Origin of the sequence: Arthrobacter alpinus, from assembly GCF_001445575.1 — a bacterium.
Taxonomy (GTDB): domain Bacteria; phylum Actinomycetota; class Actinomycetes; order Actinomycetales; family Micrococcaceae; genus Specibacter; species Specibacter alpinus_C.
Window position 1 is genome coordinate 1,939,999 of the sequence record NZ_CP013200.1, and the last position, 26,968, is coordinate 1,966,966.

The 26,968-nt window shown below is 62.6% G+C and carries 20 protein-coding genes; 13 read left to right on the forward strand and 7 right to left on the reverse strand.

The features are described 5' to 3' along the window. Nucleotides 1–102: 102 nt before the first annotated feature. The gene (locus AS189_RS08570; protein WP_062287532.1) at nucleotides 103–945 is read left to right on the forward strand and encodes a type IV toxin-antitoxin system AbiEi family antitoxin domain-containing protein; all 843 of its coding nucleotides are present in this window, start codon (nucleotides 103–105) and stop codon (nucleotides 943–945) included. Between the two features lie 253 nt (nucleotides 946–1,198). Here the strand turns inward: AS189_RS08570 and AS189_RS08580 are convergent, their stop codons facing one another. From AS189_RS08580 to AS189_RS08590, 3 genes are read right to left on the reverse strand one after another with little or no spacing between them, the layout of a single operon-like run. Then, nucleotides 1,199–2,224: an NAD-dependent epimerase/dehydratase family protein gene (locus AS189_RS08580; RefSeq protein WP_062293286.1), complete on the reverse strand. Its 1,026-nt coding sequence runs from the start codon at nucleotides 2,222–2,224 to the stop codon at nucleotides 1,199–1,201. 56 nt (nucleotides 2,225–2,280) lie between these two features. Beyond that, nucleotides 2,281–5,010 (reverse strand): alpha/beta fold hydrolase, encoded by a 2,730-nt coding sequence (locus AS189_RS08585; protein ID WP_237760014.1) that lies wholly within the window; start codon nucleotides 5,008–5,010, stop codon nucleotides 2,281–2,283. A 2-nt stretch (nucleotides 5,011–5,012) separates the two neighbouring features. Beyond that, a complete protein-coding gene (locus tag AS189_RS08590) occupies nucleotides 5,013–6,038 on the reverse strand; it encodes a 3-oxoacyl-ACP synthase III (RefSeq protein WP_062287538.1) in 1,026 nt (341 codons plus the stop codon). A 308-nt stretch (nucleotides 6,039–6,346) separates the two neighbouring features. Between AS189_RS08590 and smc the strand changes: the two genes are divergently transcribed. After that, on the forward strand, nucleotides 6,347–10,036 hold the full coding sequence (smc, locus tag AS189_RS08595) for a chromosome segregation protein SMC (RefSeq protein ID WP_062287541.1): 3,690 nt from the start codon (nucleotides 6,347–6,349) through the stop codon (nucleotides 10,034–10,036). A 103-nt stretch (nucleotides 10,037–10,139) separates the two neighbouring features. On the opposite strand, the gene AS189_RS08600 is transcribed toward smc, so the two are convergent. Then, nucleotides 10,140–10,649 (reverse strand): GNAT family N-acetyltransferase, encoded by a 510-nt coding sequence (locus tag AS189_RS08600; protein WP_062287544.1) that lies wholly within the window; start codon nucleotides 10,647–10,649, stop codon nucleotides 10,140–10,142. Further along, nucleotides 10,646–12,568, reverse strand: a complete 1,923-nt coding sequence (locus AS189_RS08605; RefSeq protein WP_062287547.1) for an FAD/NAD(P)-binding protein — start codon at nucleotides 12,566–12,568, stop codon at nucleotides 10,646–10,648. The genes AS189_RS08600 and AS189_RS08605 overlap by 4 nt, the downstream gene beginning before the upstream one ends. Nucleotides 12,569–12,847: 279 nt before the next feature. On the opposite strand from AS189_RS08605, the gene AS189_RS08610 reads away from it, so the two are divergent. The 6 genes from AS189_RS08610 to AS189_RS08635 are packed head-to-tail and all read left to right on the forward strand — an operon-like array spanning nucleotide 12,848 to nucleotide 19,315. Then, a complete protein-coding gene (locus tag AS189_RS08610; protein ID WP_237760015.1) occupies nucleotides 12,848–13,864 on the forward strand; it encodes an amino acid ABC transporter permease in 1,017 nt (338 codons plus the stop codon). After that, a complete protein-coding gene (locus AS189_RS08615; protein ID WP_082634171.1) occupies nucleotides 13,861–14,712 on the forward strand; it encodes an amino acid ABC transporter ATP-binding protein in 852 nt (283 codons plus the stop codon). The genes AS189_RS08610 and AS189_RS08615 overlap by 4 nt, the downstream gene beginning before the upstream one ends. Before the next feature lie 11 nt (nucleotides 14,713–14,723). After that, nucleotides 14,724–15,728, forward strand: a complete 1,005-nt coding sequence (locus tag AS189_RS08620) for an ABC transporter substrate-binding protein (RefSeq protein ID WP_062287550.1) — start codon at nucleotides 14,724–14,726, stop codon at nucleotides 15,726–15,728. 54 nt (nucleotides 15,729–15,782) lie between these two features. Then, nucleotides 15,783–16,652, forward strand: coding sequence for a DUF1684 domain-containing protein (locus AS189_RS08625; protein WP_062287553.1), 870 nt, complete (start codon nucleotides 15,783–15,785; stop codon nucleotides 16,650–16,652). Further along, a complete protein-coding gene (locus AS189_RS08630; protein ID WP_062287556.1) occupies nucleotides 16,649–17,848 on the forward strand; it encodes an LLM class flavin-dependent oxidoreductase in 1,200 nt (399 codons plus the stop codon). The genes AS189_RS08625 and AS189_RS08630 overlap by 4 nt, the downstream gene beginning before the upstream one ends. 9 nt (nucleotides 17,849–17,857) lie before the next feature. Then, entirely contained in the window at nucleotides 17,858–19,315 is a 1,458-nt protein-coding gene (locus AS189_RS08635) for an NtaA/DmoA family FMN-dependent monooxygenase (protein ID WP_062287560.1), read from the forward strand. A gap of 101 nt (nucleotides 19,316–19,416) precedes the next feature. Here AS189_RS08635 and AS189_RS08640 read toward each other — a convergent pair whose 3' ends face one another. Further along, entirely contained in the window at nucleotides 19,417–20,388 is a 972-nt protein-coding gene (locus AS189_RS08640) for an ABC transporter substrate-binding protein (RefSeq protein ID WP_062287563.1), read from the reverse strand. Nucleotides 20,389–20,704: 316 nt separating this feature from the next. Here AS189_RS08640 and AS189_RS08645 point away from each other — a divergent pair, with 316 nt between their 5' ends. The 3 genes from AS189_RS08645 (at nucleotide 20,705) to AS189_RS08655 (ending at nucleotide 23,100) form a co-directional block, all read left to right on the forward strand. After that, nucleotides 20,705–21,937, forward strand: coding sequence for an LLM class flavin-dependent oxidoreductase (locus AS189_RS08645; protein ID WP_062287566.1), 1,233 nt, complete (start codon nucleotides 20,705–20,707; stop codon nucleotides 21,935–21,937). A 96-nt stretch (nucleotides 21,938–22,033) separates the two neighbouring features. After that, on the forward strand, nucleotides 22,034–22,582 hold the full coding sequence (locus AS189_RS08650; protein WP_062293298.1) for a flavin reductase family protein: 549 nt from the start codon (nucleotides 22,034–22,036) through the stop codon (nucleotides 22,580–22,582). Continuing rightward, nucleotides 22,579–23,100, forward strand: coding sequence for an NADPH-dependent FMN reductase (locus AS189_RS08655; RefSeq protein WP_062287568.1), 522 nt, complete (start codon nucleotides 22,579–22,581; stop codon nucleotides 23,098–23,100). The genes AS189_RS08650 and AS189_RS08655 overlap by 4 nt, the downstream gene beginning before the upstream one ends. A 24-nt stretch (nucleotides 23,101–23,124) precedes the next feature. Here AS189_RS08655 and AS189_RS08660 read toward each other — a convergent pair whose 3' ends face one another. Next, a complete protein-coding gene (locus AS189_RS08660) occupies nucleotides 23,125–24,396 on the reverse strand; it encodes an MFS transporter (protein ID WP_062287571.1) in 1,272 nt (423 codons plus the stop codon). A gap of 88 nt (nucleotides 24,397–24,484) precedes the next feature. On the opposite strand from AS189_RS08660, the gene ftsY reads away from it, so the two are divergent. Both ftsY and AS189_RS08670 read left to right on the forward strand, forming a co-directional pair. Further along, nucleotides 24,485–25,702 (forward strand): signal recognition particle-docking protein FtsY, encoded by a 1,218-nt coding sequence (gene ftsY, locus AS189_RS08665; RefSeq protein WP_062287574.1) that lies wholly within the window; start codon nucleotides 24,485–24,487, stop codon nucleotides 25,700–25,702. Between the two features lie 506 nt (nucleotides 25,703–26,208). Beyond that, on the forward strand, nucleotides 26,209–26,871 hold the full coding sequence (locus AS189_RS08670; RefSeq protein ID WP_082634173.1) for a response regulator transcription factor: 663 nt from the start codon (nucleotides 26,209–26,211) through the stop codon (nucleotides 26,869–26,871). Nucleotides 26,872–26,968 lie beyond the last annotated feature (97 nt).

A 26,968-nucleotide genomic window follows, 5' to 3' on the forward strand; every position in this document is an offset into this window, starting at 1 on the left:
GTTTTTCGGTTTGTGCGGCCACAAGCCTGCGTTATCCACAGATACGGCGTTTTCCCGAATTTGGCATTGTTTGAGTGGCTGAATTTCACCAGACTTTCTTCCATGGACACCTCACCCACAGAAGCTCGGTTTACGCAGCTCTGGCCCAAAGGCCGAATCATTGCCACTACGGAGCAACTGTTAAGTTCTGGGTTGACCACCAGAAACCTTGAAGTTGCCGTCAATGCGGGGCTAGTGCGCCGGATGCGCCGTGGTGTCTACATTCCCATGCACCAGTGGCAGGGGCGGAAGCCGTGGATTCAGGACAAGCTGGTCTTGTCCGGGCACATAGTTCAATCCAAGGGCCGGCACGTGTATTCACACTTCAGCGCCGCGAGATTGCATCACCTGCATGTGTGGAACAGCTCCCCGCTCATCCACATCAGCTCTTCCTACAACTCCTCCCACTCCAAAATTGCGCCGGACGTGGTGATGCATACCCAGGACGTCCCGGACGAAGCTGTCGTTGAGAGGGTCATTCAGGGGCTGGGCCTAGTCAGGTTCACCACGTTGGAGAGAACCGTTCTCGACTGTGCCACGGTGGCCCCTTTTGCCCAAGCCGTGGTGATCGGCGATTCGGCTTTGGCGGCCGGACTGAGTCTTCATGATCTGGATCAACTACTTGTTGGGGCCATGGGTCGGCGTGGTATTCGGCGGGCGAGGCGGGCCATCAGTTCCTTGAGTGCTGCCTCGGAATCCGCCGGCGAAACAAGAACCCGGCTCATTGTTGGAGAGCTCCCGATTGAGCAGCCTGAGCAACAAGTATGGATCAGCACCAACAACGGAAGGTTCAGGGTGGATTTCCTCTGGCGCGGCCTTCGATTGAGGTTGCGTCCCGTGGAGTGGTGGAGTTTGACGGAGACACTAAGTACTTTGACTACGGCGAGACCTCGGAGCAGGCGCTGATCAAAGAACGTGAACGCGAAAACGCCCTGATTGAGGAAGGCTGGCGCTTCATTCGGGTGAAGTGGAAGCACCTGGAGGATCCTGAAACGCTCAAAGTCAGAATTATGCGGGCCTATCTTGCTGCCGCACAAGCCGCTGCGTAGCAGGCAGATACCTGATTATGACAAACGTGGGCTGGTGTTAGCCCCGAGATCGGTAGTTACACAGCCCTGAGCGTGGCCAACTACCGATCAACCGACATTTCAAGCGGGACTTAGTGGGTGGTGTAGTACTCAGCCAATTTAGCCAGACCCTCATCAAGCGACACCGAGGGAGTCCAATCCAGCACTGCTTGGGTGTGGCGTTGATCGAACCAGTGGGCTGTGGACAGCTGTTCAGCGAGGAATCGGGTCATGGGAGGTTCGTCGTGCACCCAGCCACGTGATCCGGCAGCCAGCCAGGCCTTTTCAATGACAGAACCAGCACCACGAGCCAGCCATCCTGGTACGGAATAACCGGGCGCTTTCACACCGGCAGACGCGCAAATGCCGGCAATGAGCTCGCCCACGGCACGGGGTTCGCCATTGGTGACCACGAGGGCCAGCCCGTGGGCCTGATCCATGCGTTCGAGTCCGCGCACAATGGCTTCGGCAGCATTGTCCACATAGGTGGTGTCGATGAGTGCGCGCCCGCCGTCAAGCAGGGGCAGGCGTCCGGCACGGGCACGCTCTACCACGCGTTCCACCAGCTGCGTATCGCCGGGCCCCCAGACCACGTGCGGGCGGATTGCCGTAACGCGGAACTCGGGGGAGTCCTCCGCGAGAGCGATCTCTTCAGCGGCGGCCTTGGACCGGGCATAGTGTCCGCGGGCCAAATCCGGATTCGCGGTGCCAGCGGAAGCACCAACAATGGAGCTGCCAAAATGCGCCACGGACGGTGAGGAAACAAATACAAAATCTCGTAGTCCCTCGTGCTGGGACGCGCTGATGAGCTGGCGAGTGCCCACAATATTCGTGGAGACAAAGTCGGTCCATTCGCCGGTGAAGGATACCTTCGCCGCTAAATGCACCACGGCGTCCATCCCTGCCACGGCGCGGGCCGCAACATCGGGATCAACAATGGATCCCTGCAGAGATTCCCACGGAGCCTGAACCGGGCGGCGCTGCAGGCTCCGGACAAAGTAACCGCGATCGTGAAGTAGTTGCGCCACGGCGCGGCCCAGAATGCCGCTGGTGCCGGTGACCAGAACCCTGCGTTGCGCAGAGCCAGCGCCAGAGTCAGCGCCGGTAGTATCGCTCAAGCCAGCAGCCTCAGAACTAAAGTCACCAGCGCCAGCACCGTTCAAGTGCTCAGCACTCACGGCTGGCCGGCTTTCTCCCCAGCTAACATGCGCGCAGCCCAGCGGGACAGCTTGGCCCGGTCGATCTTGGAATTGTGCCGCACATCGGTGGGCATCGCGTCAATGGTTAGCACGGCGGCAAGTGGCAAGCCCACCGAGAGCGATGCGGCGCGAACAGCTGCGGCCAGTGGCGCAGGCGCCAGCCCCGGACGCTTAACCGCTGGAGTGGTCTCGACGATTGCAACAGCAGCCTGCGTCCCCATCGGGCCAACGCCAACAACGGCAGCGCGCGCCACTCCAGCCACCGTCTCGATGGCCTGCTCAGGTGCTACAGGTGTCTTGACGCCGGCGGGTGTGGTCAGAATGTGCTCCATCCGACCCTCAACCCACAGCCGGCCCTCAGTGTCCAGATGCCCCACATCGCCGGTGCGGTGCCAGCCTGGAATGGAAACACTGTGCTGTTCGGTGATCCACAGGCGGTCGTAGCGGTCCTTTACATGCGGTGCGCTGACCAAAATCTCACCGGTGACATTGGCCGCCGTCGTCGATTCGAGAACCAGTCCCGCCGCTGTGATGGGAGCGATCGACACCGTGGCACCGGCCACCGCAGTCCCAACACACACGCCATTTCCCACACCGGCGGCAAGGATGCCCGGCAGGTCAATGTCAGTGATGGGCAGCGCTTCCGTCATGCCGTAGGGGGTGTGCAGGGCAGCGTTGGCAGCCAACTCCTGGACCCTGGTGAGCAGCGTGTGCCCCAAAGGGGCGCCAGCAGAGAGGAGAAGTTCGACGCCGGCCATCACCTTTTTCAGCTCGGGCGAAAGTTCGTCCGCGGTAGCCACCACGTTGACGAGTGCCGCGGGGGAGGCGAACACAACCGTTGCGTTAATGGCGGCGGCAGCCTCAGCGAGGGCCTTGGCGGTCAGGGTACGCGGGGAAGTGACATCCATGTCCGGAGTGACAGTGGTGGCGCCCAGTGCCGGGCCGAGCAGGGCAAACGGTGCGAATCCGGCCACGAGGGCCGTCCCTGCCGCCAGGTTGTAGCTTTCCTTGAGGGTGTCGCGCATGGCGGCCAGACGGCGGTGCGTGTACACCACTCCCTTGGCTGGGCCGGTGGAACCGGAGGTGAACAGCACGGCGGCATCAGCATCTGGCTCGGGAGCCGTAAAAGCGGTGGGGTAGCCAGCCAGGCGGGTGACGCGACCGTTGGCCATCAACTGCGGCACTGTCGCGGCAACGTTAAACAGGGCCTTCTTCACAGCGGCCGTGGAGCCCGTGGAGTCTTCGGCAGCGATCCGGATGCCGGGCCAGTTGTAGAGGCGCGCACCAGCCAGGGCGCGTTCTATGCCAATGAGGAAGTCCGGTCCGGCTCCCTTGATGGCACGGCTTAGTCCCTTGGTACCCAATCCGGCATCGGCCACCACAATGACGGCGCCCAAACGCAGGCAGGCATAGATCAGGGTGGTCAGATTGATGCCGGGCGGCACCAGCAGGTTGACCCGGTCTCCGGCCTTGACGCCGAGTTCACGCAGACCTGCGGCGAGATCGTCCACATCGCGGGACAACTGGGCCCATGTCAGGGCACGGGTTCCTCCGCCGGGCAGCATGTCCACCACGGCCGTGGTGGTGTCCGAACGCCGGGCATCAACCTCAGCAAGCATCGAAACATACCCATCAGCTCCGGCAGAAGCAGCACCACCACCAGCACCGCCAGCAGCACCAGGCGTACCGGCAGCCGGATCAGCAGTAGCACCGGCGTCGGAGCCTGCAACGTTATCCGCGAGCCAAGCGAAGGCCGGTGTGGCAATGTCGCGGTCTTCTTGCACCAAATGGCTGGCACCTTCAAAGCGGTGCACCTGGGCCTGAGGCAGCCGGGTCAAAAGATCACGCAGGTACCGGTCGGAGAAGACGGGATCCTTGGGACCCCACAGCATCAGCGCCGGAACATCCAGTGTGCTGATGTCCGTGGACACCGCATCCAGCGCAGCCCACGAAGGGTGCGCCGGCGTGGCCGGAATATCGGCCACAAAGTTACCCACACCGGCTCGGCGGGCGATGGTTTGGTACGGGGCCATGAACGCATCCCGGACATCGTTGGCCAAGGTGGGCGCAGCGAGTGAGTGCGTGACGCGCAAAAAGGCGGAAGACGTCGTCGTACCCCACTTGTGAACAGCGGGATGAAGGGCCAACGTCAGGGCCGGGGGAAGCGAGAATCCGGCCGGGTGAACAGCTGTGTTTGTCAGTACGACGGCGGCCAACTGGTCCTTGTGGCGGGTGGCCCAACCGAGGGAGATGAGTCCGCCCCAGTCGTGCCCCACGCTGACAACGGGTCCGCTAAGGCCCAGCTCTGCGGTGAAGTCGGAGAGATCGGTGATGCGGTCCGCGAGGCGGCGGAAGGTGCCCGTGCGCTCGGAGAAGCCCATGTCCAGCTGATCGACGGCAATGACACGCCACGGGCCGCCGGTTGCCAGAGTTTCAGGGGAGGTGGCCCCGGCGAGCAGGGTGCGCCACAGGTAGCTCCACGTGGGGTTGCCGTGCACGCACAGCAAGGTGCCCCGGGGTTCCAAGCCGGTCGCCTGCACATCGGACTCATTGTCCAGATAGTGCCACGTCCGGCTGGTGCCCTCGGGATCAACGGCGGCGGTGGAGGCAACACTGCGAACCTGCCGCCAGCGTGCTTCCACTCCGGGCCACGGCTGCGGAACAGGGGCCACGGGCGCGGACTCAACAGTTTGCTCAGAAGCCACTGCTACCACGCAATTTCCATCATGGCAGTGTTCAAACCGGAGCCAACGCCCATGCACAGCACACGGTCGCCACGGTTCAGGCTCTGGGATTCCTGCGCCAGGGTCATGGGCAGGGACGCCGGACCGACGTTGCCCCACTTGGGGAACGTAATGGGGACGCGGCCCTTGATGAGGTTCACGGCCTTGATGATGGCGTTCGTGTAGGAGTTGGAGACCTGGTGGGTGACGTAGCGGTCCATGGAGCGCCAGTCCCAGCCGTCGGTGTGAGCCTCGTGCCAGGCGTCGGTGACGAGTTCCAGGCCGTTGTCCAGCAGACCCTTGGTGTCCGTGAACATGCCATCGGGCCCGCCAACGCACAGCTCGTGGTGCTGAGTGCCGGCACGCGAAACACCGCCCACAATGCGGTGGCCTTCAGGGTGCAGATCGGACGGGCCCATCACGGCAGCTGCGGCCCCGGAGCCCAGTGTCAGGGTGGCGAATTCCTTCAAGTAATCTTCGCGGGTGGACGTCTCGGCGTTCAAGCGCTTGAACGTGGTTTCCTGCGTTGCCTGAGCGTCCTCGCCAGCCACAATCAGGGCGTACTTGATCTGGCCGGAGTCAATCATGTTCGCGGCCAAGGTCATGCCGTTGACAAACCCCAGGCAGGCGTTGGCCACATCGAAGTTCATGGCAGAGGACGGCAAACCCAGTCCGTTATGAACCTTTACGGCAACCGATGGTTCAAGGTTGCGGCGGGTCACGGAGGTGTTGATCAGCAAACCCACCTGGCTGGCATCAATGCCGGATTCGGCCAGGGCCTTGGCGCCTGCTTCAATGGCGGCGTCGTCAAAGTCAGTTCCGGGGGCCCACCAGCGGCGTTCCTCAACACCGGCCACTCGTTCCAGCAATCGCTTAGAGAGGCGCAGACGTTTCAGGCTCGGGGCCAGGCGGGCGTCAAAGTCACTGGACTTGACCACCACCGGAGCCTCAATGCTCGAGACAGCGAGCAACGAAGTGTTGTGGTGACGAAACGTAGCGTTGCCGATCAAGTTCCAGCCTTTTTCTTGGGGTAATTAGGTGTTTGATGGCACCGGAAAACCAGTGACGTGGCCCTCAATAGTGCACTGCCGGCCGTCGACGGCCGCCTGAACACATCAAGGCCCACCGTTAACTATGCACCTATAAGGGGTGTTCCCGCACATGCACCCCGGTGCATACACAGTACCTGCGCGGTGCGTGTGCGGTGCGTACAGGGTGCCTGCGCGTTGCGTACACGGTGCGGGAGGCCCTGTGTGATGTGGAAATTCACGGTAGATTGGCTTGTGAGAAATGGTCCGGCGCAGGAGAAGAAAACAGTTTGCATCTAAAAAGTCTTACCGTGCGCGGCTTCAAGTCCTTCGCCTCGGCCACCACCTTTGACTTTGAACCCGGTGTGACAGCTGTAGTTGGCCCCAACGGCTCCGGCAAGTCCAACGTGGTGGATGCGCTGGCCTGGGTCATGGGGGAGCAGGGCGCCAAGACCCTGCGTGGCGGCAAAATGGAGGATGTGATCTTCGCCGGCACCTCCGGCCGGCCACCTCTGGGCCGTGCACACGTTGCCCTCACCATTGACAATTCCGACGGCGCCCTGCCCATCGATTATGCCGAAGTCACCATCTCCCGCACCCTGTTCCGGGCCGGCGGCTCCGAGTACGCCATCAACGGAACCGCATGCCGGCTGCTGGACATCCAGGAACTCCTCTCAGATTCTGGTCTGGGCCGTGAGATGCATGTCATTGTGGGTCAGGGCCAGCTGGACAAGGTCCTCCATGCCACGCCCGAGGACCGCCGCGGGTTCATTGAAGAAGCTGCAGGAATCCTCAAGCACCGCCGCCGCAAGGAAAAAACCCTGCGCAAGCTGGACGCCATGGGCGCCAACCTCGCCCGGCTCACAGATCTGACGGGTGAGATCCGCCGCCAGCTGACACCCCTGGGCAAGCAGGCCGCCGTGGCCCGACGCGCTCAAAGCGTGCAATTCGACGTCCGCGACGCCCGGGCACGCCTGCTCGCGGACAGCATTGTCACGCTGACCCAGGCCGTGGAACGCGACGAAGCGGCAGAGCTGGCGCTCAAAAACCGCCGCGAACACGTGGAACGTGAACTACAGAGTGCCCGCGCGCACCAAGCTGCCTTGGAACAACAAGCCGCTGCTGCCACCCCCGTACTGAACGCGGCACGGGATAACTGGTACCAGCTCTCAGCCACCCGCGATCAGCTCAAGGCACTAGGTGTCCTTGCCACGGAGCGCCGCCGTCACCTCGGGGCAACGGAAGCCGCGCCGGATCCCAGCCGTGATCCTGACCGCTTGGCCGAACAGGCCGTACGGCTGCGCGAGGAAGAGGCGGAGCTGGATCTGGCCCTTGAAGAACGCCGCTATGGCCTGGAAACCGCCATGGAGATCAAGACGGACGCCGAAGCTGCCGTCCGGGCCGAGGAACAGCGGGTTCGTGAGCAGTTGCGTGCCTCCGCCGATCGCCGAGAAGGTTTGGCGAAACTGGCCGGAAAGGTCGCCGCTGCCCGCTCCCGCGTGGAATCGGCCGAAGCCGAGATTGGCCGCCTGCACCACAGCAAGGCCGCCGGAGCCGAGCGGCACAACACCGCGGCGCAGGAGTTTGCCGCCCTCGAGTCTCAAGTAGCCGGGGTGGAACAAGGTGAGGAGCGCCTCGACGCGGACTACGAAACTGCCGCCGCCGCCCTCACCACCATAGATGAGAAGATTGCCGCCCTTACCCAGGAGCAGTTGGCTGCCGAGCGGGAACGCGATTCGCTGACAGCCCGCCGCGACGCGCTCGCCGTCGGCCTGCTGCGCAAGGATGCCAGCGCCCAGCTGCTCGAGGCCAGGCCGGAGGGTGTCCTGGCGTCCATGGCACAGCTCATTGCCGTGGTGCCCAGCTACGAGACGGCCCTTGCCGCAGCCCTGAACGCCGCGGCCGAAGGCGTTGGGGTCACCGGTCTACACGCCGCGCTGGCTGCCCTTGAGCTCGTCAAGAAGCACGACGGCGGCCGTGTCACCTTGGTCCTCACCGACGCCGCAGGTGGTGCCGGCACTTGGCGTGGTACCGACGCAGACTCAGCGGATGAACACGCTGCTGCGAAGCAGGCCACGCAGAATCAGCACACCGTGAATCAGCACACCTTGAATCAGGCTGCTGCGGCAGCCGCGCAGACCGTCGCCGGGGCCGTGCTGGCACGCGCCCAGGTGAGCGGTCCTCCCGAACTGGACCGGACGCTCGATGCGCTGCTGGCGGGCGTGGTGCTGGTTCCGGATATGAGCGCAGCCCAAGACGTCTTGGCCCACGACGCATCGCTGACGGCGGTGAGCGCTGCCGGGGATGTCTTCACCCAGTGGTGGGTGCAAGGCGGATCTGCCATGGCGCCGTCGTTGTTGGAATTGCAAGCAACAGTAGATGAGACCGAAGCGGCACTGGCTAAGGCGGTGGCACGCGGGGAACAGACACGCTTTGCGCTCGCGGGTCTGCAAGGACAACGTGGCGCCTTGGCGCAGGCCGAGGCAGAGGCCTTGGCGGCGCTCAACGAGTCCGATGCGCGGCTGGCAGCAGTGGCCGAACGGCTCGGTTTGTTGGGGGCTACGTTGCGCTCGGCGGCGGGGGAGTCCGATCGTCATGCGCAGGCAGTGCAGGGCGCAACCGCAAATCTCGAGCGTGAACAAGTTGCCTTGGAAGGGGTCGCGGCACGGTTGGCTGCGGCGCAAGAGGCCCCGGTCGACGTCGAGCCTTCCATGGATGAGCGCGATGCCCTGGCCGCGGCAGCCACGGCCGCCCGGGCAGTGGAGTTGGAGACTCGGCTGCAATTGCGCAGTACGGAAGATTCGCTCCATGCCACACGCAACCGGGCAGCGGCGCTGGAACGGGCAGCAGCCACGGAGCGGACGGCGCGAGAGCAAGCGGCGCAGCGGGCTGCGCGCCGGCAGTTCCAGGCCAGGAAGGCTGCCGCCGTGGCCTCCGCAACCCATCACGTTTTGGCGCTGGTTCAGGAGTCCATTGAGTTGGCCGAGCACGTGCGGGATGAGGCGGAGGAGCAGCGGGCTACACGTGAGGTGGAGCTGATGGCTGTCCGCAGCGCCACGGTGGAAGCCGAGAAGGAGCGGGCCCGGCTGACCGATTCCGTGCACAAGGACGAGCTGGCCCGAGCGGCCCAGAAGCTGCGGATCGAAACGTTGGAAAACAAGTCGATCGAGGAACTGGGCCTGAGCGTGGATCACCTGCTCAAGGAATACGGTCCCGACACGCTGGTTCCGCTCGGCCCTGGTGAGGTCACGGACAAATGGGCCGCACTACACGTGCGCGTCGATGATGACGGCAACGAAATCCGTGAGGGCACCCCTTTTGTGCGCGAGGAACAGGAGAAGCGGCTCAAACGGGCCGAACGCGATCTTGCCGCCCTGGGCAAGGTCAACCCCTTGGCGCTGGAGGAATTCGCAGCCCTGGAGGAACGCCACCAGTTCCTGTCCTCGCAGTTGGAGGACCTGAAATCCAGCCGCAAGGACTTGCTGGACATCATCAAGGAAGTGGACCAGCGGGTGGAAGAAGTGTTCACGGCCGCCTATACGGACACTGCCGCGCAGTTCGAGCAGGTCTTTTCCCGGCTGTTCCCCGGCGGCGAGGGACGACTGGTCCTGACCGACCCGGAGAACATGCTGACCACCGGTATTGAGATTGAGGCCCGGCCCGCCGGGAAGAAGATTAAACGCCTGTCCCTGCTCTCCGGCGGGGAGCGCTCGCTGACTGCAGTGGCGCTGCTGGTGGCTATTTTCAAGGCCAGGCCTTCGCCGTTCTATGTGATGGATGAGGTGGAGGCGGCGCTCGATGACACGAACCTGGGCCGGCTCATCACCCTTTTTGAGGAGCTGCGCGAGTCCAGCCAGCTCATCATCATCACGCACCAGAAGCGCACCATGGAGGTTGCGGACGCGTTGTACGGCGTCTCCATGAGGGGCGACGGCGTCTCCGCCGTCATCAGCCAGCGCATGGATCGCGCCGCCTCCTGACGCCGCACCACTTTCCGGCGGGTTTTGCACGACGCGGCATCAGTTTCCGGCGGGTTTTGAATAACGCGGCACCACTTTCCGGCGGTTTTTGCGCGACGCGGCATCAGTTTCTGGCGAGATCTTTACTGAACGCGAGGAACGGCAGGGACTCCGAGGGGACCTCAAGGTCGAACAGTGCCGTGTAGTTGGTGCTCAGGTAGAGGCCCCTGGCCTCGGGCTGACGCGGGCCCGTGGTCAGATACACGTGCCGGTAGCCGAGCTCGACGGCCTTAGCCTCGAGCTCGGCCATGACGCGGCGTGCTAAACCGCGGCGGCGATGCTGCGAATGGGTCCAGATGCGTTTGAATTCGGCGGTGTCGGGGGAGTAGCGGCGGAAGGCGCCACCGGCGATCGACACACCATTTTCCTGAATGATCAGCAGGGCACCATCTGGGGCTTCAAATTCCTCGGCCGGGTACCTGTTGAGCTCGGCTTCCGCGTTTCCTGCCCCGAACAAGTCGGCGTACCGGTGTTCGTATTCCACGGCCAGCTCATCCAGGAGTGGGCGCACCCGATCGTCGTTGAGGGGCAGCGACAGCACCGTGAGTTCCGCGGTGTCTAAGGGTGAGTTCATGAGAGTGTCCTTCCGGAAATAGCTGTCAATGTGGAGCGCTGGGTCAACGTGAGCAGAAGCAGTCGGGCGAGCGCATCGTTCTCTCGAAAGGGAGCCGCGTTGCTATTCGGGCGGGCAAACGCCCCGGAGGCCCAGGCCGAGGTGCCGGGTCCGACGGCGAAAAGAGACTTCGTCGCCTCATCCCGCGACCCCACCACCTGATGGGAATCGCTCACCAATAATTTGCCCGTGGACACTGTACCGTCGGCGGTCAGCAAATGTTGCTCCGCGCCACCGCCGCTGCGGTGGAGTTGAGCCAGCACCGGATTGGCCGAGTGGGCCACGGTGGGTGCAGGCAGTCGGGCCTCGATGAACGCCGCCGCCGTGACGGTCATGGCACCTTGCGCGGCAGTGGCACGGAACAAGCCGCTGGACTCCTCCGCCGTCACCTGCAGGTTGGGGCCGAGGAACTCCAACAGCCCAGCCCGGTGGATGGCCAAGAGCTGCCGCAAGCGGTGCGGTGGCGGGCCGGAATCCACAAAACTAAAGAAGCCATGCCACCAACCATGCACCGCGGCATGCGATCCGGCGCTCAACCGTTCTGCTGGCACCAGCGAGGCGACATCCATATAGGCGCGCAATAGGCCCAGGAACAGCGCCAGCGTTTCGGGGTGCTGCTCGCTGTCCCGGCGCCGCAGATCCTCGGCAATATAATCGGCCACGGCGTCGGCAACCGAACCGGGGGTGCCGAAGTCGAACCCGGCCAAGGGATGGTCCAGCCGCTCAAAGTCGAGGTGGAGCGCGGGATCCGGCACGGCGGAGGTGACGAGGGTGCTCCGTTCGGGGCTATACCAATCAAGGCCTGCCAAAGCATCGGAGAAGTCGGACCAGTCCATGCTCACTCGCTCCGGGCTGCCCGTCAAGAGCTCCTGGTAGTACGCGTACGCCGTGTCCTTGGCAATGAGCGGCCACAGCTGGGTGCGGAAATCGAGTTCGCTGTGCTCGGCCAGGAGCTGCTGCACAGCCTCGGCCGTGAAAAACTGTGCCGCACCGGGTGCCGTGCCCCGCAAGGTGGCGGAGATTTTCGAGTGAAACGGCACACCGCGCCGCGAGCCTGCCCACAGCCTCGGCTCGCGGCCGGAAGGCACATAGTCAAGTTCGCCGTCGTCCCTCTGTACGAAACGACCGCCGCGGCCCTCCATGAGCAAGACCACGAGGTCAACGAACGCCAAGCCCATGCCGGAAACAATCACGTCCTGCCCCGGAGCCAGCGCGGAATAGTCCACGTCGGTGGTGTACGCCGGGGCGGCATGAAAGCGGCCGTGGCGGGCGGCAAAGTCGGCAAAGTGCGCCGATGGGCCGTGCACCGTGGCATCCGTATGACCTAAGGCAAGGACGACGGCGCTCGCGGCCAACACTGTTCCCCCGGCAAGGCGGACAGTATGAATGCCCTCCTCGGCGGCCGTCACCTCGAGAGCGGTGTCCCGGTGGACGGTCACGGTGGCCTGCGGTGCCAAGGCGGCAACGGCGCGGCGGAAGAACCACTCGAGATAGGCGCTGTGAAGCTGCCGGGTCGGGAAGGATGTGCGCGTGAGGGTTGCTGCCTGTTCCGCCAGAAGAGCATGAAGCAGCGGGGCGTCATCGAGGATGCCGGTGGTCAGTGCTGCCGCCCATTGGGCCAGATCCGGCCCGTCGACGGCGGGGCCTGCGCACGCCACCGAGGCGTCCGTAAACATTGTCACGTCCCCGGCCATGGAATTGAGCATGAGTCCGGGGTCTTGATCAAAGCGCCAGATCCGGCCAGAGCCGGCCGTGAACGGTTCCACCACGTGGATGTCCACGGCGGTCTGGAGGAGCTCCGGCGCGTTGGCGCCGAGACGTTCCAGCACTCCGGCTGTGCGCGGGCCGCCCCCGATGAAGACGAGGCTGTGATCAGACATAAGGACTCCTGGACGGTGCTGCACGGGACCCCGCGAAGCAGTTCTAGCGAATGGGTGATGTGCCCATGCTAGGGCGCCGCGTAGGGCCGAAAAAAGGGTGCGGTCATGTCACTTCACCGCCGTTCATGGGGCGTCATTTCCAGTTCATGCAACGACACATGACGCTCTGCGTCCCATCATGAAGCCGTGCAACGAAGGCTTTGGAAGCGGTTCCGAAATCCGCCTAGATTTGCAGCCATCGAAGCACAACAATCACGATGAAAGAATCGAGGTGGCGCAATGAGCACCGCACCTACCGAGCTGGCCCCATCGGCCACCGAGACGCTGGAGTCAGAAACGCCGGCGTCCCAGACTCCGGATCCCGCACCGGCCCAGCACCGCGCCGTGGCCGACTATTCGGGATACCGCATCGTGGCCGCAAAACACCCGTGGCGTTGGGTTGGCACCGTGGTGGTGGCTTTGGCAGTGGCGGCCATTTTGTGGTCGCTGATCACCAACCCCCGGTGGGAATGGGATGTGGTGGCGCAGTGGTTTACCGCGGAGTCCGTCATCCGGGGTCTGGGTGAAACGCTTAAGCTGACGGTCATTGCCGGAGCACTGGGTTTCATCCTGGGTTTCATTTTGGCGCTAATGCGGCTTTCCGCGTCCCCGCTGTTGGTCTCCGTCTCATGGACGTTCTCCTGGATTTTCCGGTCCACCCCGCTGCTGGTGCAGATGTTGCTCTGGTACAACTTGGGTTACCTGTACGAGAAGATCAGCCTGGGCATCCCCTTCACGAGCGTGACATTTTTTGAGGTCCAAACCACAACGTTGGTTAGCCAATTCGCCGCGGCCATCCTAGGCCTGACCCTCAACCAGGCCGCCTATTCCGCGGAGATCATTCGCGGCGGCATTCTCTCTGTGGACCAGGGCCAAATTGAGGCAGCGGCGGCCTTGGGCATTCCGGCCTGGCGCCGATCCACGCGCATCGTGTTGCCCCAGGCCATGCGCTCCATCCTGCCCACGGCGTTCAACGAGATCATTGGCCTGGTCAAGGGCACCTCCATTGTGTACGTCCTGGCCTATTCGGAGCTGTTCTACACCGTTCAGGTCATTTATAACCGCACCCAACAGGTTCTGCCGCTGCTGCTCGTGGCCACGCTCTGGTACATCGTGATCACCTCCGTGTTGAGTGTTTTCCAGTACTACATTGAACGCCACTATGCGAAGGGGGCGGTGCGGACACTGCCGCTGACTCCGTTGCAAAAAGCCCGGAAGTTCTTCACCCTCCGCACCACAGCCAAGGATCTGTCATGACCATCACCGAAATATCGGCCACCACAGCACCAGGGACCATAGGACCTGGCACCCCAGTACCAGCCGGCACACGTGGCTTGGTAGAAATCACCGCCGTCCACAAAAGCTTTGGAACCCTGCACGTGCTCAAGGGTGTTTCCCTGACTGTGGAACCCGGAGCCGTGACGGCCATCCTTGGCCCGTCGGGTTCGGGCAAGTCCACGCTGCTGCGCACCATCAACCATCTGGAGAAGGTGGATTCCGGCTACGTCGCCATTGACGGCAACGTGGTGGGCTACAAGTTGCGGGGCAACACTCTGCACGAACTTCGCGAAAAGGAAATCCTCAAACAGCGGACCGAAATCGGGATGGTGTTTCAGAACTTCAACCTCTTTGGCCACCTCACGGCACTGGAAAATGTGAGTGAAGCCCCCGTGGTGGCTCAGGGAAAAACCAAGGCCGAGGCCCGCCGTCGTGGCTTGGAATTACTGGAGCGAGTGGGCCTGAAAGACAAGGCTGGCGCCTATCCACGCCAACTTTCAGGAGGCCAGCAGCAACGCGTAGCCATTGCCCGGGCGCTGGCCCTCGACCCGAAGATCCTGCTCTTTGACGAGCCCACCAGCGCCCTAGACCCGGAATTGGTCAACGAGGTACTGGATGTCATACGGGAACTGGCCACCTCCGGCACCACCTTGATCATCGTCACGCATGAGATGGGCTTCGCCCGCGACGTGGCGGACACGGTGGTCTTCATGGACCAGGGCCAAATCGTGGAAAGTGGCCCTCCGGCGGGCATCTTCGCCAATCCACAGCAGGAGCGCACCAAAAGCTTCTTCTCCAAAATCATCGAACCAGCGTTCAACATCTAAGGACCATTCCCATGTCACAGCCTTCCGCACTCCGGAACCCCCGCCTTCGCACCCTCGCTGTGCTCCCCGCCGTCGTCCTTGCAAGCATGGCCGTGCTGACAGGCTGCTCCGATCCAGGGGCGCAAGCAGCCGTGGCCGGGCAGGAAACCGCTGCCGCCAACGGTGTGGTGTACAACAGTTCGCCGGAGCAGAACCGCATCCGGGCCCAGAAGGATTCGGCCCTGGCGGCAAAGGTACCGGCGGCAATCGCCGAGGATGGCAAGCTCACCGTGGGCACCACCGCAGGCTCCGTGCCGCTGAGCTTTCATGCCACAGATAATAAGACGCCCATCGGCTCGGAGCTGGATCTGGCGCAGCTCGTGGCCGACAAGCTCGGGCTTGAGCTCGACGTGCAGGTCACTGCCTGGGAGAACTGGCCCCTGAAGACCCAATCCGGGGACCTTGAAGTGGTGTTCTCCAATGTGGGCATCAATGCTGACCGGGTGAAACTCTTTGACTTCTCCACCTACCGTGCCGCGTTCATGGGCTTTGAAGCCAAGAGCACCTCCAGCTATGACATCAAGGGCTCAGCGGATATCTCCGGGCTAAGGATCTCCGTAGGGTCCGGCACTAACCAGGAGAAGATCCTCCTGGCCTGGAACAAGGAACTCGAGGCCGCCGGTAAGGCGCCGGCCCAACTGCAGTACTACTCATCGGATGCCGACACCATTTTGGCCCTGGGATCCGGGCGCACCGACGTCAACATCACGCCCTACCCCTCAGCTGTTTACCGCGCCAACACCCGGGACGACTTGAAGATCGTGGGTAAGGTCAACGCCGGCTGGCCGAATGAAACACTGGTCGCGGCCACCACGCTCAAGGACAACGGGCTGGCCCCGGTCATCACCGACGCCCTGAATGAGGTCATCAAGGACGGCAGCTATGCCAAGGTTCTGAACCGCTGGGGCCTGAGTGAGGAAGCCTTGACGGACTCCGAAACGGTCACTGAATCCAACTACACCGGCGCCACCAAATGAGATTTCTGGTTCAACGCATCATCGCCGAAGATCACCACACGAAGAGGAGTCATCATGTCCACAGCAGCACCCGCTGATACGAGCAAGCCCGCAACGAGCCAAACCCCCTTTGAATCCGCGTGGACACACTGGCACGACGCCCACGAGATCCTCCGCCGCGATCCGCACGGCTTCCTAGCCGTCACCGATCTGCACTGGATCACCACAGAGGCAGCAGCGCTCGCAGGCGCCCCGGGCACGTGGCGGCTCGCGGACGACGCCGTTCATGTCACCTTGGGTGCCGGCGAGAGCCTGCTGCGCGACGGCGTCGAACTGAATGCGGCGAAGAACCTGAATGCCGAGGGAGAGCTGGTCTTTGGACCAATCGCAGAACGCGACGGAATCAACCTAGGCCATGGAAATAGTGTGTTGGAGCTGGCCAAGCGCGGCGGCGAATACATCCTCCGGCCGCGGAACCCGAGCAACGCCTTGCTCCGCAACTATCAGGGCACCCCGGCGTTCGCCCCTACCGAGTCCTTGGTGCTGGCGGCACAGTACGTGCCGTTCCGCCAGCCGCGCGAAACCACCGTGGGTGCCGCCGTCGAAGGAATTAGTCACGTTTATCAGGCGCCCGGGAAAGTCACATTCACCTTCGACGGCGCGGAGCTGGCCTTGACAGCCTTCAACGGTTCGGCTCCTGGCACCTTCCAAGTGCTATTCACAGATGAGACCTCAGGGATCAGCACGTATGCGGCCAACCGGACGCTGACTTTCGTCGCACCCGAGAATGGTGGGCCCACAACGCTCGATTTCAACCGGGCCGTGAACCTGCCGTGCGCCTACACGGACCTGGCCACCTGCCCCCTGCCACCCGCCGAGAACCACCTGCCGGTCGCCATCACCGCCGGCGAGAAGATCCCCTTTGAACGAAAGGCCGCCCAGTGAGCCCCACAGAAAATTATCTACCCGGTTTCCTAGCCCTCGAGCTCGACGGCGACGGAGCGCATCCGGCTGCGTGGCGGGCCGCCCGCCATACACCTGCCGAACTCCTGACCGGTGATCGGATCCGCTCCACGGTACTGGCCGCCGAATCGGCAGGGTTTCAGATTGCAACCTTTTCCGATGGACCAGTGCTGGCAGGCCAAGAAGGCAATGCCGGTCTCGATGTCGCGGGCCGGCTCGACGCCGTGCAGCGGGCCGCGTTCGCCGCACCGCTGACACACAGCATCATCCTGGTCCCCGAGGTGGACACCGTGTATACCGAGCCTTTCCATGTGGCGACCCAACTGGCCAGTCTCGACTACGTCTCCGGCGGTCGAGCCGGCTGGCTTGTGGCGGCCAGCGGCACAGAACGAGAGGGGGCCGCCGTCGGACGTGCCCCCGTGGAGGGTGCAGCGCTAGCTGCAGAGGCTGCCGCGTCGGTGGAGGTTTCCCGAAAGCTCTGGGACAGCTGGGAGGACGACGCCGTGATCCGCGATGTCGAGTCCGGGCGCTACCTCGACGTGGACAAGCTGCACTACGCGGATTTTGAAACCGGCCCCGAATTCCCGGGCACGGGCTACTCGGTCAAGGGGCCGGCCATCATTCCCCGTCCCCTGCAGGGGCAGCTCCCCGTGGTGGCGCCGTACGGCCTGATCGGTGGCGACGGCGACGGCCTCGAAGGAGGAGGCTTGGACGTGGGTGGCCCGGATTCTGGGATTGACGCCGTGCTGGTGCGGGCACGTGAGGTGAGCGAGCTGGCTGCCGAGGTCACGCGGGTCCGCACGCTGTTCGCAGGCCAGGTTGCCGTCATCGCCGAACTCGATGTGGTCCTCGATGCCCGCGGTCAGAGCGCGGCTGCGCGGATTGCGCAGCTGGATTCCCATACGCCGTGGCACAGCAGTGGCGCCCGGTACACCGGTAACGCTGAGGGCCTGGTGGAGGTGCTGACGGAGATTTTGGCAACGGCCCATGGTGTTCGGCTGCACCCGGCCGTCCTAGACGTTGACCTGGACGAACTTGCCAGGTTAGTGCTTCCGGTCCTGCGCCGCCGGGGCGTACTGGCACCCACCACTACCGATGCCACCTTCCGGGACTTGCTCGGGCTGGACCGTCCGCTCAGTCGCTACGCAGCCGTTGAGCACCAATCCGTTGACTTTTAGGGAGAAATCATGAGCGAGAACAGCGAGATCGGCAACGGTTTTGTGCCCAGCGGGCAACTACAATTTGGCGTCTTTTTTCAGGGCGTGAACTCCGGCACCGTCTGGAAAGCAGCCGAATCCGGCTCCCAAACCGACTTTGACTCTTTCCGGCACTTGGCCCAGACCGCTGAGCGAGGGCTCTTCGCAGCGTTCTTCCTGGGCGAGGGACTCCGGTTGCGTGAACACCTGGGCAGGCCCCACGCCTTGGATGTGGCGGGGCGTCCGGATGCGCAAACCATGTTGGCGGCCTTGGCTGCCGTGACGAACAAGATTGGTTTGGTCGCCACGCAAAACACCACCTACAACGATCCGGCCCATCTGGCCCACCGGTTCTCCAGCCTGGATCTGCTCTCCGGCGGCCGGGCAGCCTGGAACGTGGTCACCACGGATAACGCCTGGACGGGTGAGAACTTCCGTCGCGGCGGATACCTGGACCATACGGACCGCTACCGCCATGCCGAAGCGTTTGTTGAGACGGCAAAGCGGATCTGGGACAGCTGGGCGCAGGACGCCATTGCCGAATCTGAAACTGCTGCGGCATGGTCGGCTCCGGGATCGATTCGGGAGGTCAGCCACGCGGGTCAGCATTACACCGTGGAGTATGCGCCGGGACTGCCCCGTAGCGCGCAGTACCGTCCGGTGCTGTTCCAAGCCGGGGATTCACCGGAAGGCCGCGACTTTGCCGCGCGCCAAGCCGACGTCATCTTCTCCGCTCATCCGGCCTATGCGCCGGCTTTGGACTTCCGTCGCGACATTGTTGCCCGAACAGTGAAGGCCGGCCGTGGTCCCAACGACGTCCAGATCATGCCTGCCAGCGAGTTCATTCTCGCCGCCACGGCACAGGAAGCCGTGGATAAGAAAGCCTGGGTGCGCAGCCAGCAGATCGGCCCGCAACAAGCCATCGCCTATCTGGAACAGTTCTGGGGCAGGGAACTTTCCGAGTACGATCCCGACGGTCCGCTACCGGAGATCGACCCCGTGGTGGTGGAAACCTCTGAGACCAGGGGGAGTGGCTTCCACGGAGCCAAGGCCCGCCAGTTGGCGGATCAGTGGCGTGCCGAAAGTAAGGACAAGGGGCAGTCCATCCGGGCGTTTGTCTCCGGAAAGACCAGCCGTGTTGATGCGACGTTTACGGGCTCGTACACGGACATCGCGGACACACTGGCACGCTATGCCAAGAGCGGTGCGGTGGACGGATTCAACATCTCACCGTGGCTTGTTCCCACCGGGCTGGATGACATTGTCAACCACCTGGTTCCCGAGCTGCAGGCCCGCGGCGTGTACCCCACGGAGTACGCCGGTACCACTTTGCGCGAGCACCTCGGCCTGCCCGTTCCGGTGCGCCCAGAGGTGCAGTCGGAACAGGGCGGCGAAACAACGGCGGCGGAAGTTTCCTTGCAACTGGCAGTAGCCGCCCAGCAGCTCTAAGTGGCGCTAGATATGGCGCTTTTTCAAGGAAAAGTACGACGGCGGGAGGTGAGCTGAATTTCTTAAGCTCACCTCCCGCCGTCGTGCTCCAAGCGCGGAACTCAGCTGGCGGGCAGGCCGGGTGGGTTCAGTTCGGAGTGCTTGACGGCTTCACTGGAGAGCCCCCAGATGTCAAGGATCTTGGCGTAGCTGCCCTCGGCGATCAGATGGTTGATGCCGGCCTGCGCGGCGACGGCAAAGCCATTCCCCTTTTCGGTGGTGACGGCGATACTCGCTTGGAGCGGCCAGCCGCCATCGACAGTGCCGAGAAGTTTCGTTTTGCCGTCGGCGGCGGCCTTGTACGCGCCGGTGGGATTCGGCCCAAAGGTTAGGTCAGCACGGCCAGCCAGCAGAGCTAGCGAGGACGCGGAATCGTCGTCGTAGTATTGGAAATCCACCGGGGCCAGTCCTTTAGCCACATTCTCCTTATCCCACGCCAAGAGGATGGCCTCCTGATTGGTTCCTGATCCGACTATGACTTTTTTACCCGCCACATCGGCGGCGGACTCGATTTTTGTTATGGGGGAGTTGCTCTTGGCGTAGAAGCCAAGCTTGTCCTCCCGGTAGCTGGCGAAATCAAACTTGAGTTTGCGTTCTTCGGTGACTGTCACGTTGGTGATGGCCGCCTCGTATTTTCCAGAAGCAACGCCCAAGGGCCAATCAGCCCATGCCGTGGGGACGATTTCGGCTTCCAGCCCCAGTGATTGAGCCAGCGCCACGGCAATGTCCACCTCATTGCCGATGGGGGTTAAATTGTCCCTGGCGTACAGACCCAGGGGAGCTGCGCCTAACGTCACGGCAACGGTGAGCTTTCCATCTTTTTTGATGGCCTCGGGGACCAGCGCGGCGGCCGCAGGATCCTGGGTGACGGCCACCCTGTCCTGGTCCGGAGTGAGGTTAAAAGTCTTTGTGCCGGAGGTGCTTACCGGGATCTGCGCCGTGCTGGCACCTGGGTCTGAGCAGGCTGCCAAGCCCAACAGTGCGGAGACGGCAACCGTCACGGTCAGAACTGATTGGGGGATGCTAATTTTCATGATTTCCTTTGCCAAATGATGGTGTTCTTGCGGAGGTAGGAGTAACTATCCGGCACCGTCCACGGCAGTTCCAAGACCCAAGAAATGCGCAGATATATGGATTCATGACGCGTCGCATCTCGTCTCACGAGGTCATGACACCAGGGCAACTCTGCCCGTAATGATGAGGGCAATATGTCCTTGAGTGGCGCAATATTACGGGGTGCAACACACACCCGGTGCGCTCATGAAACGCTCAAGAAACTTGAGTCATCAGCAGCCCCACATGGCACGGGATGCGTACCTGTCATTTCACTGCTCACGAAGAAAAGACATCATGACAAATACAGATGCACCACAAAGCGCTTTCACTCCCGCAGGCCACCTCCAGTTCGGCGTCACGGTGTTGGGGCCGGGCGCCGAGGTGAGTTTTGAGGAATTGCGCACTCTGGCACAGACTGCGGAACGTGGATTATTCTCCATGCTGACGTTGGATGAACGCTATTGGCTCCGTGGCGATCCCGGTGCCCTCTCCGCCACGGACCCGGTGGGCAGCAACGATGTGGCAACTTTATTGGCTGCCTTGGCTGCCGTGACAACAAATATTGGCCTGGTCGCGGCAGCCGCCCCCGACTATGACGATCCAGCATTCCTCACCCGGCGTCTGGATTCGTTGACCAGAATTTCACAGGATCGTGCCGCGTGGCAGGTCCTTGCCGATGGGGCAATGTACGGCGAGGAGGACCTCACGGAGGCTGCCGAGGAAGCTCTCGAGGACAATGAGGGAGCTCTCCCGAGCGGAGGCGGGCGCCACGCCCTGATCGAATCCATGCGCCACCAATGGCAAACGTGGAGCAGGGCGGAAACTCAGGGCCCGGTGGAGCTGTTGGGGGCCTTTGAACGTGACGGCCAAAAATACGGTGTTGGCATGGGTGCACTTCGCCGGAACGAACCCAGGAGCGGTCCCGTCCTGATCCACGGGGCAGAGTCTGCACAAAGCCTTGCCACGGCAACCGAACTGGCGGAGGTAATACTCTCCGAGCCCGCGAGCCTTGAAGGTGCCTTGGCATTGCGGCGAGAGGTGGTGGCTCGTAGTCTCCGGGCTGGACGAGGCGCCAATGAGGTGAAAATCATTCAGGCAGCAACGTTTATTGTGGCTCCCACGAGCGAGGAAGCCATCGAAAAGGCTGACTGGATCCGTGAGCAATTGCCGGAATCCGTGTGGGATGAGCGGGCGTTTATTGGATCCTACGCCGACGTTGCCGATCTGCTGTTGGACTTTGCCCGCTCCGGTGCCGTCGATGGCTTCAACGTCATGCCCTGGCTCTTTGCGGACGAGCTGGCCGATTTGGTGAATCACCTGGTTCCGGCCTTGCAGGCTCGCGGCATCTATCCCACTGACTATGCCGCGGACACGCTGCGCGGCAACTTGGGCCTGCCCGATCGCACCGTGAGCGCCCCATCGAATACCACGCACGCCCTGCCCGTCATCGAGGTGGGGGACCTGGGCGACGTTCGCCTGGATCTGGATCTGCGTATGGAATTGATAGTGCAAAAATTGCCGGCCTGAGCCGGTCCATTGTTACGCCGTGTCACTCACCGTTGAGCCGCATTGAGCCGTATTGCCTGCCATGAACGCAACCTTGGCTGGCGTAGCTTCTCCATGATGGTCTGGCGAGACAGCCACGAAAGGAAACGCCATGACATCCCGACCCCCGTCACACCCACCCAGCTGCGCAACGTACTGGGCCATTTCGCCACGGGACTGACCATCATCACCGCCGCGACACCGCAAGGTCCCGCCGGCTTCACCTGCCAATCCTTCACTTCGCTGTCACTGGATCCGGCACTGGTGACCTTCAGCCCGGCCCGCAGTTCCTCCACCTGGCCGCTATTGCGCGCCACCGGCCGGTTCGCCATCAACATTCTCCCCGCTGAGCACCGGCATCTCTCGGCCCAGTTTGCCCGCTCCGGGTCCGACAAGTTCGCCGGCGTGGCGTACACCGATTCGCCGTTGGGAAACCCCCTTTTGGACCAGGCGCTGGCCTGGGTGGATTGTGAACTTCACCAAGAGTACGACGGCGGAGACCACACCATTGTGGTGGGTTCCGTCCACGCCCTGGAGGCGAGGGAGCAGGGAGATCCTCTGCTGTTTTACCGAGGTACTTATGGTCAGCTCCACAGCGCACCTGCTCTCGTGGGAGTTCCGGCATGAGAATTGTCGGTATTGATGCAAGCCCGTACGGCCCAGGTAAGACGGCAGCAGCCGTCCAGGCTGTTCTGGCGGGTGCAGCCAGCCGCGGTGCCACAACGGAACTGGTCCGCCATGACCACCCGGAGGTGGTGGCCCGCATTGGTGAGGCGGACGCCGTCGTTCTTGGCAGCCCCACCTACCGGGCCACACACACCGCTGCACTGCGGATGCTGCTGGAAAGGATCGATCGAAAAGCGGGGGCGGAACCACTGGCCGGAACGCCCATTGCGATCGTCATGACGGGCGCCTCGGGGGAGCACTTCCTGGGAACGCGGGATCTCGCTGGCACGCTGAGCGGCTTTTTCGGCACGCAGGTGTTGTCCCCGGATTTGTACTTCCACGGCGCTGACTTCGACGCCGAGGGACAGCCGGGCGATCGTGCTGCGGAGCTGTGTGCCTTGCACGGGGCAGCACTGGCTGAGCTGGCGGCCGCGGTGGGCGGATCGACGGCGCTGAAGGCACTACGGCCGGTGGTGTGAGCGTCCGTCGTGCGGCGCAGCGGCTCAGCTCTGCGGAAGAAGCTTGGTGTCTTTTGCCGGGAGCCAGAGTAGAACAGCCACGAAGGCCACAGCTGTAGCCATCAGGAATGCAGGGCCGTAGGAGAAGGAATCGACCAGGATTCCGGCGGCAATGGGTCCGATGATGGCGCCGAGGTCCGAGCTCATTTGGAAGGTGGCCAGGACCTTGCCGCCGGAGCGTTCGTTACCAATCACATCGGCCACGGTGGCTTGTTGGGCCGGGCCCATCAGTCCGCTGCCCAGGCCTGCGATGGCTGAGACTGCGAAGAACCAGAACTCATTACCCGTGAAGCCGAGCACGCCCATGGCGATGCCATTCACGGCCAATCCGGCGATGATCATGGGTTTACGGCCCCACGTATCGGCCAGCTTGCCGGAGAATGTCAGTGCTACACCGGTACCAATGGCAAACACGGCGAGGGAAATGCCGGCCACCTCGGAGCCGGCACCCAGCGCCGTAGTGGCAAACAGCGGCACCAAGGCCATGCGGATCCCGAAGGCGGACCAGCCGTTGGCAAAACCGGACGCCAGCACGGCCCGGTAGGCAGGCAGCCCTAAGGCAACCCGCAGAGGCAGGGCGTCCTTCTTCCGGGCGGCAGTAGCACCTGCAGCACCAACACCGCCGGCCCCAGCAGCAGCGCCGGTCCGTCTGCTCAAGGCGGAGACTGCTGGCAGCTGTGTTGCCACCAGTAGAGCCACCAGAACTAGGGCACACGCGTAGACCAAAAAGGGCAATTGCATGCCCAAACCTGCCAGCAACCCGCCCACGGCCGGTCCGGCAATGTTACCGAGCAAAAATGACCCGGAGTACAGGCTTGACACCCGTCCGCGCGCTGCGGGAGGGGCCATTTTAATGAGCAAGCCCATGGCTGCCACGGTGAACATGGTGGAGCCAATGCCGCCGAGCCCTCGGTAAAGCAGCAGTTGCCAGTAATTCTGGGCAAAGGCGCACGCTGCCGAGGACGCAGCAACAATCAGGATGCCCAAAATATAGGTGCGGCGCTCACCCATCCGCTCCACGAGCCAGCCGCTCAGCGGCGCAAAAATCAGCCGGGTGAAGGCAAAGGCGCTGACCACTACAGCGGCGGCGCTGACGCTGACGTCGAAGCTCTGCGCGAATTGCGGGAGCACGGGAGCCACGATCCCAAAGCCAATGGCAATCATGAATGCGGCAGCGACCAGCACCTTGATCTCGCGGGGGAGCTTCACCGCGGGCAGATCTAGTGGCTTCTTCGAGGAGGGTTTAGAGGATGACATCACTGATGAGTGTCCCACATGGGGTCAAAACAGCTGTGAAAACGGGGGTCAAAGCCGGCTCCGACCGTGCCCGTGAGAGACTGGTGGGGTGAACGAATTTCTCCCCATCATCCTGTCCATCGTGGTTGGACTCGCCGTCATTGGCGGTCTCATCCCCGTCTTCCTCAAGGCCCGCCGGAGCAGCCAGAATTACATCGGCCCCCGTGATGCCAATGACCCGGCACCCCTGGACTCAGCCGCTAGCGGTGATGCCCAGGGTGGCGGCACTCTGGTGGAGGACCGCCCGGAACCCCAGGGGCCGCCGTCGGACATTGCGACGCCGGACCTCGAGACTGTAGAGCCTGAGCCGGAAGCGCCCGCGGCCCCATCGCTGGAGACTCCGCTGCCCGTTGAAGGCCGGCTGGTGCGCCTGCGCGCGCGCCTGGCCAAGTCCAACAACGCGCTGGGCAAGGGCCTGCTGGCGCTGCTCTCCCGCGACACCATTGACGAGAACGTGTGGGAAGAGGTCGAGGAGACGCTGCTGCTGGCGGACATCGGCACGGATTCCACCATGGATCTTGTGGACACATTGCGCGACCGCGTGAAGGTTTTGGGTGTCCGTAGCCCCGAACATGTCCAGGCCATGCTGCGTGAAGAACTCATCAAGCTGATGGACCCCACCTTGGACCGCACGCTGAACATCTCCCGCCACGATGACCGCCCCGCCGTGCTCATGGTGGTTGGTGTCAATGGCGTGGGTAAGACCACCACTGTTGGCAAGTTGGCCCGGGTGCTGGTGGCTGAGGACAAGGACGTGCTCCTCGGCGCGGCTGACACCTTCCGCGCCGCCGCCGCAGAGCAGTTGGCCACCTGGGGTGCCCGCGTGGGTGTTCCCACTGTGAAGTCCGACGTCGATGGGGCGGACCCAGCCTCCGTCGCCTTTGAGGCGGTCAAGGTGGGCATCGAGCAGGAAGTTGATGTTGTCATGATCGACACCGCCGGCCGGCTGCAGAACAAGGTTGGCCTGATGGACGAACTGGGCAAGGTCAAGCGCGTCATTGAAAAGCAGGCAACGGTTGACGAGGTGCTGCTGGTGCTTGACGCAACCACGGGCCAGAACGGACTGACCCAGGCGAAGGTCTTCGCCGAGGTCGTGAACATTACAGGCATCGTGCTCACCAAGCTCGACGGCACCGCGAAGGGTGGCATCGTGGTGGCCATCCAGAAGACGCTCGGCGTGCCCGTGAAGTTGGTCGGTTTGGGTGAAGGTGCCGACGATCTGGCCCCCTTCGACGCCGAGAGTTTTGTGGACGCATTGCTGAACTAGCTGAAGTAGTCTTGCGCGCGGAGCCATCTGAGCTGCTTTAACACAATAAGAAAAGGAAAGTGTCCGCTTCGGCGGACACTTTCCCTTTTTAACCCCGCAACTTAACCCTGGAGCTTAACCCTGCGACTTAACCACTGTGAATTAATGCTTTAAATTTTACAAAACAAACCCCAACTCCCAGGTTGTAATATCCGCATGGCCAGTAACAGAAAATTCCGCTGTATGACGCCACCATAGTTACTGATCAGTAGCATTGAGATCGATCACAACTAGCCCTTTGGTCAGTCAATTTGGCCAGATGTCCAAAATGCTTGGACTACGATTAAAGCGGGCTGAGGGTAAAAATTGACGGCCCGGAGGGTGAATTTCACGAAAGCGCTAATACTGCGCTTTCGGAACACTTACGGTGCAGCAATCATCGATCGCGATGCTCTCAAGAACCTTCCGTGGCGGGGGCCACAAGCAGGAAAAAAATTTCAGGGGGACTGCTTTAAGTGGACACATTAATGGCTAGTAGAAAAGAAAAAACCACGACCCTTCGCATGGCGCTGGTGGGCTGTGACTACATCACCGGGCTGGGGTTGAGCCAGCTCTTGCGGGGCGCTGATTTCATCGATGTTGCAGGATTCGCCACTGGTGCGGAGGAGGTGCTGGAGTTAATGGGTGCCGGACTCATTGACATGGTTTTGCTCGACGCCAGCATGGAAGCAGCCGAGCTGGCACAGACCTGCCGCTCGCTGAATCAGGTTCCAGTGCCGCCCACCGTGGTGGTCATGGGCGATGTTCCCTTTGACTTGGCTGAGTCTTTGGTCTTCTCCGGTGTCCGCGCCATCCTGCACCAGGGACTGCTCGCAGAGGATCTGCCTGTTGCCTTGCGCATGATTCATCGGGGCGGGGCACTGCTGATCAACAGTGATGCCCGTGAAACCCTGATGAATCGCAGCCGGAGTTTTGATGCGCACCAACGCACCAGGTTCGAGTGCCTGAACCCGCGCGAACGCGTCGTTGCCCAAGGGGTAGCCGAAGGCTCGACGAACGCGCAGCTCGCCGGCTCCATGCACATGAGCGAAGCGACAGTAAAGCTGATTGTTTCCAACATCATGAGCAAGTTGGGGGTCTCCAACAGGGTGCAGATCGCCGTGGCTGTCACCAAGGCCCGCGTCGTCTGATGGGCTAGTGGCCAAGCCCGTGGCAAAAGATGACGCAAGTGGGATTAATGACGCGCAAGAAATACGCCGGAAACATTCCTGACGCGCCAACTTAACC